This window comes from Verrucosispora sp. WMMC514, from assembly GCF_027497295.1.
Taxonomy (GTDB): Bacteria; Actinomycetota; Actinomycetes; order Mycobacteriales; family Micromonosporaceae; genus Micromonospora; species Micromonospora palythoicola.
The window spans coordinates 3,106,862-3,122,105 of the sequence record NZ_CP114906.1 but is presented as its reverse complement, the minus strand read 5'-3'; the positions used below and the strand labels follow the sequence as shown (position 1 = coordinate 3,122,105).

The window sequence follows — 15,244 nt, the reverse complement described above, 5'->3', positions numbered from 1 at the left end:
CGACCGTGGCGGGACGGCCCTCGTCGTTCCGGACGTCGTCGGTCGCGGATCAGGGCGTGGTCGCCATCACGCCGGCCAGTTCGGCGGGTTCCGCGGCGACCGCCCGCACCTCACCGGCGGCCAGCCGGTACGACATGCCGACCACCGCGCACCGCCCGGCAGCCACCTCCGCCGCGAGGGTCGCCGAGGAGTCCAGCATCGTCTCGACGGTTCGCGCGATGTGGATGTCCACGATCTCGTCCAGCTCGTGCACCCCGGCGTCCTGCGCTCGGCGCAGGCTCGGCACCACCGCGTCGACCACGGCGCCCAAGTGCCCGGGGGGCGTGGTGTCGGTGGCCAATGCGTCGCGGGCCGCCTGGACGGCGCCGCACGAGTCGTGGCCCAGCACCACCACCAGCGGCGTACCCAGCACGGCCACCGCGTACTCCACGCTGCCCAGCACCTCCGGCCCGACGGTGTGCCCGGCGGTGCGGACCACGAAGAGGTCGCCCAGCCCGCGATCGAAGATGATCTCGGCGGCGAGCCGGGAGTCGGAGCAGCCGACGATCACCGCGAAGGGATGCTGCCCGGTCGCGACGGCAGCCCGACGCCCGGCGTCCTGATTGGGATGCCGCAGCGCGTCGGTGACGAATCGGCGGTTGCCGGCGAGCAGTTCGGCGAGGGCGCCCTGCGGGGCACCGGCATGATCCGCGCCGAGCGCCTCGCGGTCCGGACCGGGTTGCGTACCGGGCGTTCCGGGTCGACTCATCCAGCTGCACCTCATCTCTGGGAGGAATGCCTGGTCATCCCGGCCGGCGCTGGTCACGGGCTGCCATCACGGTCACACGCGGCATAACGCACGTCAAGCTATACGTGATATGTGTTTCATGCATCAGTCGACGCTTGCGCTCGGCCGGGCCGGTATCGGCGACGGCGCGAGCCGAGGTAGCCGAACGGCAGGTCATACGATGGCGGACATGGCGAGCACTGACGCACGGGAAAACGCGCGGAACTGGACGTTTCTCACGAACCACGCGCACGTCCTGCTCGCCATCGCCCGTAACCCCACCGCCCGGCTACGGGACGTCGCGACCGAGGTCGGCGTCACGGAGCGTGCCGCCCAGGCGATCGTCGCCGACCTGGAGGCCGGCGGCTACCTGCACCGCACCCGGGTGGGTCGGCGCAACGAGTACACCCTGAACCCCGCCGGACGGTTCCGGCACCCGGCGGAGGCCGACCACGAGGTCGGCGACCTGCTGGCCCTCTTCACCAAGGAGCAGGTCACCGGCACCGCCGAGGGGTGAGTCGACGGACCTCCTGATCGGACGACGTGGCGCGCTTCACCCACCCCGGACGAACGCGGCGCTGCGATCCCGCCGAAGGCGGGATAGGTTGGGTTCCGTGCCGTCTCCCGCGTTCGCCCGTCCACTGTGGCCGGCGACGCTGCGCGCACTGCGCGAGCTGACCCGACTGGCGCTGGCGTCGCTGGTGCTCGCCGTCGGTCTCGGCGGGGCCGTCGCGGCCGATCCGCCGGCCCGGTCCACCGCCGTGTCACCACCGACCGCCACCGTCGCCCTCGGCTCGCCGTCCACCGCGGTGCCGGCCGTCCGGCCCGCCGTCGAGCCCGCGCGGGCGGTCGACGCCGGCCAGTGGGGCGAGCCGACCACCAGTGCGCCGGCCCGGCCCGCAGGCACCGACGGCACATCGGCCGGGGCTGCCCAGGTCGACCACCGCGTCGCCCCGGTGCCCGCCGTCCGCGCGGGCGAGCCGACCCGGCGCGGCCCACCCGTCGGCTGACCGACGGCGGTCCGGCCGACCGATCGAGTCAGGTGACGCCGCCGCGCTGGCACGGACGCCAGGCGGACCAAGGCGGCCAGCCGACTCGCCGCGTCACTGCCACGGTGATCCCGGGACCATCCCGGCGAGCCCGATCCGGCCGGCCTGGAACGGCATCAGCCGCGCCCCGGGCACCTACCCCGCCGCCACGACCCGCGTCCACCACAGTCGACGACTCATCCCGACCGCGAGGTGTTGATGATGCCTACCGCCCTGTCCTCCGTCCTGCTCGACGCGCCCCGGGCCGCGGCCATCTGGCTGGGCCTGCTCGGCCTGGTGACCCTCGCCGTCACCGGCCTGCTGCTACGACCCCGACTCTTCCGCTTCGACGCCGGCGTCCGCATCCGCGAGGCCGCTCTGCCGATTGGGTCCGACCACGCCGAGCACCGACGTGACCAGGAGCGCTGGGCCGAGGAGGTCACGATCGCGGCGGACCGGGCCGACGCCACCGCCCGGCACCGGCGCGACGAGTGGCTCGCCGCACAGGACGAGGCCGAGCAGGCGTGGCGGTCGTACGAGGCGGCCGAGGCGGACGTACGCCGGCTCTCCCGCGCCGCCGGCATGCCGTTGCCGCAGACCGCCCGCACCCCCGCCGAGTACGCCGACCGGGAGCGCTGGCTGCACCGGGCCGCCCTGGACGCGTACTGGCGGCGGGAACTGTCGGTGGAGCAGCTCAGCGACGTCTTCGCGCATCGCGGCTGGGATCCCCGGTTGCACCCGGTGGAGCAGGAGTTGATGCTGCGCCGGGCGGTACGCGACCACCTCCTGGCCCGGCAGCGGGCGGCCCGGGAACGGGAGCAGGCCACCTGGCGGGCCGCGGAACTCGCCGCTGCGGCGGCCCGCAGCCTGCGCGAGGAAGCGGCCGCCGCCCTGGTGCCGGTGGTGGAGGAGCGCGAGTCGGTCCTGCCGCTGACCACACCCGGCGCCGCCGAGCAGACCCGGGAGATCCCGGCGGTCGTCGGCCGGGCACCGGTCGCCGCGTACTGAGTCGGGTCTCGCGAGCCGAACGCCCTCCGGGCCGGTCGTCGGCAACTAGTGTCGGAAGGACGTCGACCGGGTACCGACCACGCCGGACACTGAGGAGGGCCGACGTGGTCGCAAGCGATGACGGGAACCAGCCCGACAGGACGGCGGTGCGGGGCGCCGGACCACGCCAGACCTGGGCCGCCCTGCCCTGGCTGGTCCGATCCGCGGTGGTGTGGAGCGCCTGCCTGGTAGTGATCTCCGCCGGGCTCTACCTGCTGGCCCGGATCACGCTGCTGGTCACCCCGCTGGCCATCGCCGTGGCCGCGACCCTCTTCCTCGCCGCACTGCTCGATCCGGTGCAACTGGCGTTGCGTCGCCTGCGGCTGCCAGCCGCGCTCGCCGCCCTGCTCAGCGTCCTGCTCCTGCTCGGCATCCTGGGCGGCGTCGGCGCGCTGGTGTGGAGTCTGACCGCCGACCAGTTCAGCGAGTTGGGGGAGGAACTGCGTCAGGGGCTGGAGCGCACCCGGGACTTCGTCACCTCCACCCTGCCGGTCAGTGACCAACAGTTGGACAGCCTGCTCGCCCAGTTGCGCCAGGCGATCAGCCAGCAGCAGGTGGACCCGGTCGCCAGCGCCCGCACGGTGGCCGAGGTGGTCGGCTCGATCCTGCTCGCTCTGGTGCTGCTGTTCTTCCTGCTCAAGGACGGCCGGGAGATGTGGCGCTGGACGTTGCGCCGGGCCGCCGGGCCCAACCGGGACATCGCCGCCGAGGCGGGTCGCACCGGCTGGCACACCCTGGGCTCGTACAGCCGGGGCACCATGCTGATCGCGGCCATCGACGCCATCGGTATCGGCTTGGCGCTGGTACTGCTCAGGGTGCCGCTGGCGTTCCCGCTGGCGCTGATCACGTTCATCGGCGGGTTCGTGCCGATCGTCGGTGCCACCGTGGCCGGCGCGGTCGCGGTGCTGGTGGCCCTGGCCGCCAACGGGCCCACCACCGCCCTGCTCACCCTGGCCGCCGTGATCGCCGTCCAGCAGATCGAAGGCAACCTGCTGGAGCCGCTGGTGATGAAGCGCCAGGTACGGCTGCACCCGGTGGTGATCCTGGTCGCGGTGACCGCCGGCACCCTCATCGCCGGCATCGCGGGTGCCTTCGTCGCGGTTCCGATCGTTGCGGTCGCCTGGCGGGTCGTCGACAGCGTCCAGCGTCAACGGCAGGCTGCGGCGGACGGGTCCGATTCGGCGTCCGGCCCACCGGCGCCCGGCTCGCCGCCTTCGAAGAAGCCACCGGCCCGCCCGTCGACCGCCCCCTCGGGATCGTCGCCGGCCGGAGGCGATCCCGAACCTGCCTGAGGGTGTTTCAGGCGGAGGCGGGTTGCGGGTGCAGGTGGTCGTGGAACCAGTCGGCTGCCGCCTCGGCGACCTGGTCCAGCGTGCCCGGCTCCTCGAACAGGTGCGTCGCACCCGGAATCACGCGCAGCTCGGATCGGGACGTCAGTTGACCGAGCGCATGTTCGTTGAGCGTGATCACCTGCTCGTCGAGACCGCCGACAAGCAGCAGGGTGGCGGCGTGCACCTGGCCCAGCGCCGAGCCGGCCAGGTCGGGACGACCACCGCGGGACACCACCGCGCGTACCAGATCCGGTCGTCGCGCGGCGGCGACGAGCGCGGCGGCGGCTCCCGTGCTCGCGCCGAAGAGACCTACCGGGGCCGCCCCGAACGGCCGCTCGGTGGCCAGCCAGTCCACGATCCCGGCGAGACGGTCGGCCAGCAGGCCGATGTCGAAGCGCAGCTCGGCGGTGACCGCGTCCAGTTCGTCCTCGGCCGGAGTCAGTAGATCCACCAGGACGGTGCCGAGCCCCGCCCCGGTGAGCTGGTGCGCCACCGTCGCGTTGCGCGGACTGTGCCGGGAGCTGCCGCTGCCGTGCGCGAACAGCACCGCACCGGCGGGCTCCGCCGGCACCAGCAGGTCCGCTGGGAGCAGGACCCCGCCCGCCGGGATCGTCACCGCTTCGCCGCGCACGTCCATCTCGCCTCCCCCTGAGCTGTCTCGCCCGCCCGGATACCCGGCCCGACCGACAACAAGCCCCGGGCACGCGGCGAGTGGGTTTGCGCCGGAGGGCGGCGGGTAGCCGACGGGTGACCAGAGACGGACCGGCGTCACCGGCGCCGCCGACAGATCGCGAGGACCGTCATGGCGCATCACCAGCGCGAGCCCGTGCAGTCCGCCGCCGAACGTGACCGGCGGGAACAGGACGACCGGCGTGGACGGGACTGGGCGGACGACGCGGCCCAGGCGCGTTCGGCCGACGATCCCCGGGCGAGGACGCCCCACGACGCCACCGGTCGCCCTTCCCAGGGCGAGCCCATCTGACGACGCGGTAGCGGGTCAGGCCGGGTTCTCCGGCAGCCGGAGCAGGGGTGCCCGACCGGGCGCCTGCTCCGGCGTCGGTAGATCCGTACGCGGCGGCGGATTCGGTACGGTCACCGGCTCGTCGCAAGTGACGCGCACCGATTCACCGTGGTGACGCAGCTCGATGACCGCGTCCGGGGCGGCGTGGTGCAGGGCGTACGTCGTGTCGTGGCCGCGTACGTCGACCCGCAGCCGCATGCCGCACCACTGGAGCGAGAAGGACAGGGCGTTGAGCCGGCTGGACAGGCACGGCGCGAACGACAGCGTCCCGTCATGGTCCCGCAGGCCGCCGAATCCGGCGACCAGTGCGATCCAGGCACCCGCGAGCGAGGCCATGTGCACCCCGTCCCGGGTGTTCTCGTTCAGGTCGTGCAGGTCCATCAGCGCGGCCTCACGCAGGTAGCTGTGCGCCAGATCGGCGTAGCCGACCTCGGCCGCCAGCACCGCCTGGGTGCAGGCCGACAGTGACGAGTCGCGGACCGTACGGCGCTCGTAGTAGAGAAAGTTGCGCAGCTTCTCCTCGCTGGTGAAGGCGTCGCCCCGCCAGTGCATGGCCAACTCCAGGTCGGCCTGCTTGATCACCTGCTTGCGGTACAGGTCGAAGTACGGATAGTGCAACAGCAACGGGTACTTGTCCGGTGGGGTCTGCTCGAAGTCCCACTCCTGCAACCGGGTGAAACCCTCCACTTGCTGGTGGACGCGCAGCTCCTCGTCGTACGGGATGTGCATGGCCGCGGCGGCGTCCCGCCACGCGGCGGCCTCCTCGTCGGTCACCCGGAGGTGGAACGCCTCGTCGCGGTACCGCGACGCCGCCTCGGCGGCGGTCAGCAGGTTCCGCTGGGCCATCAGGTTCGTGTAGATGTTGTCGTTCTTGACGGCGGTGTACTCGTCGGGACCGGTGACCCCGTCGACGTGGAAGTTGCCGGCGCGGTCGTGGTGCCCGAGCGAGCGCCACAGCCGCGCGGTCTCCACCAGCAGCTCCAGCCCGATCTCCCGCTCCAGCTGCCGATCGCCGGTCACCAGCACGTAGCGCCGCAGCGCGTCGGCGATGCCCGCCGCGATGTGGAACGCGGCGGTGCCCGCCGGCCAGTACCCCGACGACTCCGGCCCCTCGATGGTGCGCCACGGAAAGGCGGCACCGGCCAGATTGAGCGTGCGCGCCCGTTCCCGGGCCTGCTCCAGCGTGGAGAAACGCCAGTACAGCGCGTCCCGGACGGCGGCCGGGTGGGTGTATGTCAGCACCGGCAGGACGAACATCTCGGTGTCCCAGAAGGCGTGCCCGTCGTACCCCGGGCCGGTGAGCCCCTTGGCCGAGATGGGCCGGCGCTCCGCCCGTGCGCCTGCCTGGAGCACGTGGAACAGGCCGAACCGGACCGCCTGCTGCACCTCCGGATCCCCGTCCACCACGACGTCGGCGGCGTCCCAGAACTCGTCCAGGTACTCCCGCTGCTCACGAACCAGTCCGTCCCAGCCGTCCAGCTTCGCCGCGGCCAACGCGGCGCCGACCTGGTCGCGCAGCGCCGGCAGGGAACGCCGACTGGACCAACCGTAGGTCAGGTACTTGACCACCTGGAGCTTCTGCCCTGGCTCCAGTACGCAGGCCACGGTGGTGCGGACCCAGTCCTCGTAGCCTTCGGAGCCGACGGACGTCCGGGCCGGCGAGGCCACCTCGTGGTCCATCGCGGCGGCGACCCGCAGCCCGGAGACCTTGGTCTGGTGGATGAGCAGCCCACCGGCGGGAGTGGTCAGCTCCTCCTCCGCCTGCAACGGCGACTCGAGCACGGCGGCGACCCGCGGGTCGCGGCTCTGCGGCGGCAACGTCTCGTTGGCCACCAGTTCCGACTGGATGATCAACCGCAGCGGCTCGTCGTCGGCCACCTCCACCTCGTAGCGGATCGCGGCCACCGAGCGCTGCCGGAAGGAGACCAGCCGGGTGGTGTTCACCCGGACCTCGCGTCCGGCCGGCGAACGCCAGTGCAGCGACCGGTGCAGGGTGCCGGCGCGCATGTCGAGGATCCGCTCGTGGGCGAGCACCTCGCCGTAGCGCACGTCGAGCGGCTCGTCGTCGACCATCAGTCGGATGAGCTTGCCGTTCGTGACGTTGACGATGGTCTGGCCGGACTCGGGGAAGCCGAACCCGGCCTCCGCGTACGGCAGCGGCCGCAACTCGTAGAACGAGTTGAGGTAGGTGCCGGGCAACCCGTGCGGCTCACCCTCGTCCAGGTTTCCGCGCAGGCCGACGTGTCCGTTGGACAGCGCGAACACCGATTCGGACTGGGCGAGCACGTCCATGTCCAGCCGGGTCTCCCGGACGTGCCACGGTTCGACCGGGTACGCCCGTTCCCGGATCACTCGGGCCGCCCGGTGTCGAGCAGGTCGGCGAGGTCGTCGACGACCACGTCGGCACCGTGCGCGCGCAGCTCGTCGGCGTGGCCGGCCCGGTCCACGCCGATCACGTACCCGAAGCCGCCGGCCCGGCCGGCTTCGACGCCGGCCAACGCGTCCTCGACCACGGCTGCCTTCTCCGGCACCACGTCGAGCAGTTTCGCTCCGGCGAGGAAGGTGTCCGGATACGGCTTGCCGCGCAGCCCCTCGGCTCGGGCGGTGAGGCCGTCCACCCGGGCCTCCAACAGCGGCTCGAGGCCGGCGGCGGCGACCACCTCGCGGCCGTTGGCGCTGGCCGTGACGACCGCCCGCCGCAGCCCCGCCGCGGCCACCGCCTTGAGGTACGCGACCGAGCCGGGGTAGACGTCCACCCCGATCGTGCGGATCCGCTCCAGCACCATGGTGTTCTTCTGGTTGCCGAGGCCGTACACGGTCTGGGCGCCCGGTGGATCCTCCGGTGCCCCCTCCGGCAGCGTGATGCCACGGGAGGCGAGGAAGGTCCGCACCCCGTCGAGACGCGGGCGACCATCGACGTACCGGTGATAGTCCGGCCCCGGATCGAACGGCCGGTACGGCTCACCGGTGGTGGCCGAGCGCCGGCGCAGGTAGTCGTCGAAGGTCTCGGTCCAGGCGGCATTGTGCACCCGGGCGGTCTGCGTGAGCACACCGTCGAGGTCGAACAGAACAGCGGTCACATGATCAGGCAGGCCGAGCATCGTATCAATCTATCCGCGGACGCGGACCGGCAAACACACTTCCGCTGATACCGGCGCGGCCCCGGGGTTGATCAGAGTCCGGCCGCGGAGTCGTACCGGCGGCGTAGATCGGCCATCTCGGACGGCTCCAGCGCCTCCTTCTCCGCCAGCTCCGCGTACTTGGCCGGGAACATCTGCCGCAGCCGGTCGATGAACCTGGTGTCCTCGGTCGCCTCGACCACCTGGATGTCCGCGGGTTCGGTGGACATGTCGATGATCACCGGGCCGGCCAGTTTGACCGCCCAGTCCCACGGGCGCCCCTGCTCGGCGACCCCGCAGAGGTGGAAGCCGTAGACCGTCCGCACGTCGGCGAGCACGGTGACCTCGGCCGGCTCGTAGCCGTAGACGTGCACTCCGCAGATCACCGCGGGCTTGGTCTCTTCCCCGTTCGCCACCTGCTGGATGTCGTGCCCGGCGTGGTTGTGCTGCTCCGGGTCCGCCTCCTCCAGCGTGGTACGCATCCAGTTCGTGATCTGCCCGTGCAGGTCCGGCGGCTCCGATTTCGACGTGGCCGAGTTGACCAGCACGACGGCACCTGTCGACACCACCAGCAGGATCGCCGCCGCCCACACGTAGCGGTGCCGGAACCACCTTGCGAAACTCTCCCGGGAAATCATGATCGTTTCTCACCTCGTCGCCGGTTCTGTGCGTTGCGGACCGCTGGGACGCCTCCGGCGCGTCGACGCTCGACCATCTCGGTCGACGCGAAGACAGCAGCCGGTGATACGACCGGTGGACCACCGTGCCCGGGTAGGTGTGACCGGTGAAGTTGGCCCAGGTGAGCGGCGCGCAGGCAGGTGCCCGAGCGATGCGCAACCGGCACTGGGTTGCTCCCGTGCTGGCCGTGCTCAGCGCGTTTGCCCCCGCGCTGCGGCGATATGAGTCATTCCAACACGCTTGGGCCCCATCCGGCAACATCGACGACCCTCGACGGTCTCGGCGCGGGACAGGCCCCAGCTTGCGGCATGTCGGGCGATCCTCGGGACAGCAGGGCCCGACATGCCGCATGTCGGGCCAGCTTGGCAGTCAGTTCGGGCGCAGGGTCCAGATGACGGTCATCTCCGAGGTCGGTTTGCCCTCCTCGGTGGCGATCTCCACGCGTACCGGAAACTCGGGTCGCTCGCCGGCCTCCAACTCCGCGACCACCTCGGCCGGCGCGCGGCCGAGCCGCGCCGTCGCCCGCACCGGGCCCAGGGCGAGCTTGCGGTACGCGATCTCCGCCCGCACCGCCAGCGGCGTGGCCCGGTCGAGCAGGTGACCGAAGGCAGCGAGCACGACCGCACCGGAGGCGGTCTCCCCGAGGGTGAACATGGCCCCGGCGTGCGGGCCACCGATGTGGTTGTGGGTGGCCGGCGAGTCGGGCAGCCGGACCACCGCCCGCACCGAACCCTCCGCCTCCGGGGCCACCTCGACGAATTCGAAGCCGAGCGTACGGGCGAAGGGCACCGCCTCGAGCATGCCGGCCGCCACCTGCCGCGAGTCGATAGTCATCCCATCAAGCTACCCGCCAGTAACTTCGTCCGGCAAGGAGCGATCCGTGGCAGCGCAGGCGGCCGACACGCCGACCCCGGCGCATCTGCACTGCCACGAATCGGGTCAGCTCCGTTTGGCGTACGCCAGGAAGGAGCGCCAGGCGTCGGGGGTGAGGGTGAGGGTCGGGCCGTGGGGGTGCTTGCTGTCGCGCACGCCAACCACACCGGGCAGGTTGTCGGCGACCTCGACGCAGTTGCCCTGGTTGCCGCTGCTGCGGCTGCTCTTGCGCCAGATCGCGCCGGTCAGGTCCATGATTCCGCCGCCTCCGAGATCATCTTGAGGGTGGCCCCGTGCGGCAGCGCCTCGGCCCGGACGGACTCCCAGTGCTGCCGCAGGGAGTTTACGTCCACAGTGCGCTCCACGATGGTGCCCTTCAACTGGTTGTCGAGGTAGGCGAGGTCGTCGCCCTCGGGCGGCGTGGCGATCACGAAGGCGCCGTTGAGCCCGGGATAGGCACCGACACCCCGGGGCACCACGTGCAGGTGCACCCGCGTCCGGTCGCCCACCGCCACCAGGTGCCGCAACTGCTCCCGCATCACCTTCGGGCCGCCGACCGGGCGCTCCAGCACCGTGTAGTCGAGCACCGCCACCAGCAGCGGCGGTCTCGGCCGGTCGAGCACCTTCTGCCGGTCGAGCCGGGCGGCCAGCGGCTGCTCGACCTGGTCGCCGACCAGGTGGCTGGCGCCCTCGTAGAGCGCGCGGGTGTAGTCCTCGGTCTGGAGCAGGCCGGGCACCACCAGCGGCTCGAAGCTGCACAGCGCGGTGGCCTCCTGCTCGATCGTCACCCACTCCCGGAACCACGGCATCAGGCTCTCCTTGAGGATCGCCTCCCGGATGCGCAGCAGCAGCCCTTCGCCGTGCAGCGCGTCGTCGCAGCGCTGGGTGAACTCCTCCCGGGGCGCGCGGCGGCACTGTTCGACCGAGGCGACCAGCGAGGCCGAATAACAGATCTGCTCGCCGAGCGCCTCCTGGGAGAGGCCGGCCTTCGTCCGCAGCCGGCGCAGCTCACCGGCGAACAGATCGAGCAAGGGCATCCGATCCATCTGCACACCTCTGCACGTGGGTGCCCGCCGTGTCGTACGGCTGGGCTGGTCGGGGGCGATCGCCTTCCGACGCTAGCGGTGTTCTCACCAGACTGTCACGTAGCGGATACCCCGAGTTGCGGCAGGCTGTGGGGTTTCCATAACCGGGGTCCGTCCGGCCTCCCCCGCCGAGACGGACCCCGGACCCAATAAGCGGCGAGTGGAGACAGTGGATCGGAGCGAGCGGACATGACCAGCCCTGTGCCGAACCGACCGGTGATCAGCCATCAACTACCGCAGCCAGGCGGCGGACCAGCCCCCGACCGCCCTCGGGCGTACCCGGTGCACGAGACGCCGCACACCCCGCTGCGTCCGCTGTGGTGTTGCCGGGCCTGCGGCCATCCGTGGCCCTGCTCGATGGCCCGCCTACTGCTCAAGGTCGAGTACGGCCGCAACGAGATCGGCCTCTCGATCTACCTCTCCGGCCTCTTCTACGAGGCCACCCGCGACCTCTACCGGCTCAACCCCCACGACGGCCCCACCCCACGGCAACTGTTCACCCGCTTCGTGGCCTGGTCCCCGTACCGCCGCCCGCTCCCCGCACCGCGCTGATCATGCAGTTGTGGCACGTGACAAAGGGCGTTTCTGCCGCATATCGAGTGCCCCAACTGCATGATCGACGGAGCGGGGGATCCGCGGAGCAGGGCGGGGGTCAGCGCCAGCCGACGTCGATGCGGTCGCCGCGCTCGTCGAAGAAGTGCAGGGCGTCCATGCGTACCTGGACCGCGAGCGGGTGGCCGGCGGTGACGGCGGGGTACGGGGCGAGCCGGACCGCGAGTTCGGCCGGGCGGCGGTGGTGCCGGCCCGGGTCGTGCAGCACGCTGGCCCGGGTGCCGTTCGTCGCCGGTGTCGTCGACTCGCCGGCCCGGCCGGTTATCCGCTGCATCACCTGGCCGAACCGGCGCAGGCCGCGCTGGCCGGGCGGCGCGTCCGCGTCCGCCGGGGCGCCGATGTCGTCCACCATGATGGCGGTCGCGCCGATGTCGAGGAAGGCGAGCGACTCGTGACCGTGGTGCTCCAGGTAGCGGATGCGGCCCTGGAGCACGTCGCCTGGGGTGTCCGGGGCGACCGGGGTGAGCGCCTCGGCCCGCATCCCGACCACGATCCGCTCGCCGTGGTAGTGCGCCACGGCCCGGCTGCGGATGTCGTCCCAGGGCAGGTAGAGCGCCTGTTCCCCGAGGGTGAGCGTGACGTAACGATCGAGGTGGACGTAGACCGACGCCTCCAGCAGGTTCATCCGGGGGCTGCCCAGGAAGGCGGCCACGTAGAGGGTCGCCGGTCGGCCGTACACCTGGGTCGGGGTGCCCACGTCCTGGAGCACGCCCTTGCGCATGATGGCGACCCGGTCGGCCATGGTCAGCGCCTCGGCCTGGTCGTGCGTCACGTAGATGGTGGTGACCCCCAGCTCGCGGGTCAGGCCGGAGATCTCCGCCCGCAGCTCCGCCCGCAGGCCGCTGTCCAGGTTGGACAGCGGCTCGTCCATCAGGAACAGCCCCGGCCGGCGGACGATCGCCCGGCCCATCGCGACCCGCTGCCGCTGGCCACCGGAGAGCTGGCTGGGACGTCGGGCCAGCACGTCACCGATGCCCAGTGCGCTGGCCACGTCGGTGACCCGCTCGCCGCGCGGGGTCGGCTCGACCCCGGCCAGCTTGAGCGGGAAGGCGATGTTGTCGTTGACGCTCATGTGCGGGTAGAGCGCGAAGTCCTGGAAGACCATGGCGATCTTCCGCTCCCGGGGCGGCAGGTCGTTGGCCAGTTCCCCGTTGAGCATCACCGCGCCGGAGGTCGGGTCCTCCAGGCCCGCGACCATCCGCAGCACCGTCGACTTCCCACAGCCGGACGGCCCGAGCAGCACCATGAACTCACCGTCCTTCACGTCCAGGTTGATGCTGTCGACCGCGACCGTGCCGTCGCGGAAAACCTTCGTGACGTCCTTGAGTGCGACGGTGGTCACCGTCTCCTCCCCACCTCGTCCACGGAATCCCGAATGACTGTGGCCAGGATCATGCGGATGGCACATCGGGTAAACGTGCCATGTTTGAATCGTGACAGACCTATTACGTTCCATCGATTAGCGGCGATTGTGCGGAACTTCCAACTCAGGCCGGGTTCTCCCCGAGGAACACCCGGCGCACCACCCGCTCGGCGGCGCGCCCGTCCTCCAGGGCGCAGAACCGCTCCCGGAAGCGGGCCCGGGCCCGCTCGGCGTCGGGTGCGCGCAGCGCACCCGAGCGGAACACGTCGAGCAGCTCGGTGAAGGTCCGGGCCACCGGTCCGGGCGGCTCGGCGACGATGTCCAGGTAGACGCCCCGGGTCAACCGGTAGGCGTCCCAGTCGGGCGCGTAGAGGACGATCGGCCGGTCCAGGACGGCGTAGTCGAACATCGCCGACGAGTAGTCGGTGACCAGCACGTCGGCGGCGAGGTACAGGTCCTCGACCCGGGGATGGGCACTGACGTCCAGGACGCGACCACGGGCCGCCGCAGGCGGTCGTTGCCGGTTCCGGTCCTGGAAGTAGTGACTGCGCATCAGCAGCAGGCCGGCGGGGCCGAGCGCGTCCAGGAAGCGCTCCGGGTCGAACGGCGGCCGGTACCGGGGCAGATGCTCCCGGTGGGTGGGCGCGTACAACACGACCTGCTCACCGAGGCCGGCGTCGAACTCCGCGCGCAGCCGCAGCACCTCCTCGGCGGTCGCGGTGACCAGCCGGTCGTTGCGCGGGTAGCCCACCTCCAGTGTGGTGTACCCGGCCGGATAGGCGCGTTCCCACATCTGGGTGGAGAAGCTGTTCGAGGTGACGCTGTAGTCCCACCGGTCCACCCGGCGCAGCAGGCCGGCGAAGTCCATCCCGCCCGCGCCCAGCGGATAGCGCTGCTGGTCCAGCCCCATCACCTTGACCGGGGTGCCGTGGTGGGTCTGCACGTGCACCGTGCCGGGTCGCTTGCGTACCGAGTCCGGGAAGTTGACGTTGTTTATCAGCCATCGGGCCCGCGCCAGCGTCCGGTGGTACGCGGGCGTGCCCGCGACCACGTACTCGACCCCCTCGGGCAGGGTGTGCACCCGGTCCCGCCGGACGATCCACACGCCCCGGATCTGCGGTGCCAGCCGGCGGGCCGCTTCGTAGATCGCGGCGGGATTGCAGGCGTAGCCGCGGTACCAGTACGCGGCGTAGACGGCCAGGTTGTCCTCGACCGGCCGGCGTCGCTCGGCCCGCTGGTACTGGCGCAGCGCCGCGTCGCGGGCCCGCCGCACGCCGAGCCGGGCCGGTGGCAGCACCCGTCGGCGGGTCCGGCCGGCCAGCCGACGGGCGGTTTCCCCCGCCCGACTCGCGGCTCGCAACGCGCTGAACGTTCGCCATCGGCCGGCCGCCACCAGCCGGTGCTTGAGCCCTTCGACCCCGCTCGGCACCCGGTGCCCGTCGAGCGGTCGGAACCGGGCGTGCTCGATGGCGACCCGGGCGAAGAAGGTCGGCCGTAGCTCCGGCCCGATCCGGTCACCGTTGCCGAGCACCACCAGGTAGTGCCACATCATCCGCTCGAAGATCGCCGGCCGCAGCTCCTCGGCCCCGAGCCGGTCGAGTTCCCGGAACACCCGGTGCCACTGCTCGAACACGTCGAAGTGACGCTCGCCGCGGGTTTTCGTGATCGCCCCGGCCCGCCGCTGCCGGTAGTTCACGCAGACCTGGTCCAGCACGCCGATCCGGTCGGCGGCCAGCAGCACCGGATAGCTGAACGAGACGTCCTCGTACCAGCCGGGTGCGAAGCGCAGCCCCACGTCGGCCAGGAACCGCCGGCGGACCAGCCGATTCCACGCGGTGTGCAGCAGGTTCACCGTCTCCGGCCGCTCGACCAGCCGGAACGTCACCGGCCCCGGCGGTACGGGGAAGACCTCGGCCATCGCGCTGCGGGTCACCGTGTCGTCCCAGTGCGCGCGTACGTGGTCGACCAGCAGCACGTCCGGCCGGGTCTGACGCAGTCGGGCGGCCACCTCGACCAGGCAGTCCGCCGCCAGCCAGTCGTCGCCGTCGACGAACCAGACGTATTCGCCGGTGGCCCGGTCCAGCCCGACGTTGCGCGCCGGTCCCAGCCCGACGTTGCGCTCCAGTCGTACGGCGGTCACCCGCTCGTCGCGTTCGGCGTACTCGGCGAGGATGTCACCGCTGCCGTCGGGCGAGCAGTCGTCGATCCCGATCACCTCGATGTCGGCGACCGGTTGGGCGAGGATCGAGTCCAGGCATTCCCGCAGGTAGCCCTGCACCCGATAGGCCGGGACGACGAAGCTGACAAGCGTCATCGTCCCG

16 protein-coding genes are annotated in these 15,244 nt (G+C 71.7%); 6 read left to right on the top strand and 10 right to left on the bottom strand.

Annotated elements, in window-relative coordinates:
• Window positions 1-49: 49 nt before the first annotated feature.
• Window positions 50-748, bottom strand: coding sequence for a carbonic anhydrase (locus tag O7597_RS14130; protein ID WP_281582922.1), 699 nt, complete (start codon window positions 746-748; stop codon window positions 50-52).
• Window positions 749-947: 199 nt separating this feature from the next.
• Here O7597_RS14130 and O7597_RS14125 point away from each other — a divergent pair, with 199 nt between their 5' ends.
• The 4 genes from O7597_RS14125 (at window position 948) to O7597_RS14110 (ending at window position 4,133) form a co-directional block, all read left to right on the top strand.
• Complete coding sequence (locus O7597_RS14125; protein WP_269740158.1) at window positions 948-1,283, top strand: helix-turn-helix domain-containing protein; 336 nt, start codon at window positions 948-950, stop codon at window positions 1,281-1,283.
• Window positions 1,284-1,380: 97 nt separating this feature from the next.
• Window positions 1,381-1,776, top strand: a complete 396-nt coding sequence (locus tag O7597_RS14120) for a hypothetical protein (protein WP_281582921.1) — start codon at window positions 1,381-1,383, stop codon at window positions 1,774-1,776.
• Between the two features lie 240 nt (window positions 1,777-2,016).
• Window positions 2,017-2,802: a hypothetical protein gene (locus tag O7597_RS14115; RefSeq protein WP_281582920.1), complete on the top strand. Its 786-nt coding sequence runs from the start codon at window positions 2,017-2,019 to the stop codon at window positions 2,800-2,802.
• A 104-nt stretch (window positions 2,803-2,906) separates the two neighbouring features.
• Window positions 2,907-4,133 (top strand): AI-2E family transporter, encoded by a 1,227-nt coding sequence (locus tag O7597_RS14110; protein ID WP_281582919.1) that lies wholly within the window; start codon window positions 2,907-2,909, stop codon window positions 4,131-4,133.
• A gap of 7 nt (window positions 4,134-4,140) precedes the next feature.
• Here O7597_RS14110 and O7597_RS14105 read toward each other — a convergent pair whose 3' ends face one another.
• Window positions 4,141-4,809: an alpha/beta fold hydrolase gene (locus O7597_RS14105; protein WP_281582918.1), complete on the bottom strand. Its 669-nt coding sequence runs from the start codon at window positions 4,807-4,809 to the stop codon at window positions 4,141-4,143.
• A gap of 165 nt (window positions 4,810-4,974) precedes the next feature.
• Here O7597_RS14105 and O7597_RS14100 point away from each other — a divergent pair, with 165 nt between their 5' ends.
• Complete coding sequence (locus O7597_RS14100) at window positions 4,975-5,154, top strand: hypothetical protein (protein ID WP_164446387.1); 180 nt, start codon at window positions 4,975-4,977, stop codon at window positions 5,152-5,154.
• 15 nt (window positions 5,155-5,169) lie between these two features.
• Here O7597_RS14100 and O7597_RS14095 read toward each other — a convergent pair whose 3' ends face one another.
• The 6 genes from O7597_RS14095 to O7597_RS14070 all read right to left on the bottom strand — a co-directional run bounded on the left by O7597_RS14095 (window position 5,170) and on the right by O7597_RS14070 (window position 10,909).
• Window positions 5,170-7,545, bottom strand: coding sequence for a glycosyl hydrolase family 65 protein (locus tag O7597_RS14095; protein WP_281582917.1), 2,376 nt, complete (start codon window positions 7,543-7,545; stop codon window positions 5,170-5,172).
• Complete coding sequence (locus O7597_RS14090; protein ID WP_281582916.1) at window positions 7,542-8,294, bottom strand: HAD-IA family hydrolase; 753 nt, start codon at window positions 8,292-8,294, stop codon at window positions 7,542-7,544. The genes O7597_RS14095 and O7597_RS14090 overlap by 4 nt, the downstream gene beginning before the upstream one ends.
• Before the next feature lie 71 nt (window positions 8,295-8,365).
• Window positions 8,366-8,950, bottom strand: coding sequence for a hypothetical protein (locus tag O7597_RS14085; protein WP_164446390.1), 585 nt, complete (start codon window positions 8,948-8,950; stop codon window positions 8,366-8,368).
• Between the two features lie 409 nt (window positions 8,951-9,359).
• Window positions 9,360-9,824 carry a DUF4442 domain-containing protein gene (locus O7597_RS14080; RefSeq protein ID WP_164446391.1) on the bottom strand — a complete coding sequence of 155 codons (465 nt, stop codon included), beginning with the start codon at window positions 9,822-9,824 and terminating at the stop codon, window positions 9,360-9,362.
• A 105-nt stretch (window positions 9,825-9,929) separates the two neighbouring features.
• Complete coding sequence (locus tag O7597_RS14075; RefSeq protein WP_281582915.1) at window positions 9,930-10,118, bottom strand: DUF397 domain-containing protein; 189 nt, start codon at window positions 10,116-10,118, stop codon at window positions 9,930-9,932.
• The gene (locus O7597_RS14070; RefSeq protein WP_281582914.1) at window positions 10,109-10,909 is read right to left on the bottom strand and encodes a helix-turn-helix transcriptional regulator; all 801 of its coding nucleotides are present in this window, start codon (window positions 10,907-10,909) and stop codon (window positions 10,109-10,111) included. Before O7597_RS14070 ends, O7597_RS14075 begins: the two co-directional genes overlap by 10 nt.
• Window positions 10,910-11,164: 255 nt before the next feature.
• Between O7597_RS14070 and O7597_RS14065 the strand changes: the two genes are divergently transcribed.
• Window positions 11,165-11,500, top strand: coding sequence for a hypothetical protein (locus O7597_RS14065; protein ID WP_281583252.1), 336 nt, complete (start codon window positions 11,165-11,167; stop codon window positions 11,498-11,500).
• Between the two features lie 100 nt (window positions 11,501-11,600).
• Here the strand turns inward: O7597_RS14065 and O7597_RS14060 are convergent, their stop codons facing one another.
• On the bottom strand, window positions 11,601-12,902 hold the full coding sequence (locus tag O7597_RS14060) for an ABC transporter ATP-binding protein (RefSeq protein WP_281582913.1): 1,302 nt from the start codon (window positions 12,900-12,902) through the stop codon (window positions 11,601-11,603).
• Between the two features lie 145 nt (window positions 12,903-13,047).
• Window positions 13,048-15,237, bottom strand: a complete 2,190-nt coding sequence (locus tag O7597_RS14055) for a bifunctional glycosyltransferase family 2 protein/CDP-glycerol:glycerophosphate glycerophosphotransferase (RefSeq protein ID WP_281582912.1) — start codon at window positions 15,235-15,237, stop codon at window positions 13,048-13,050.
• Window positions 15,238-15,244: the final 7 nt, after the last annotated feature.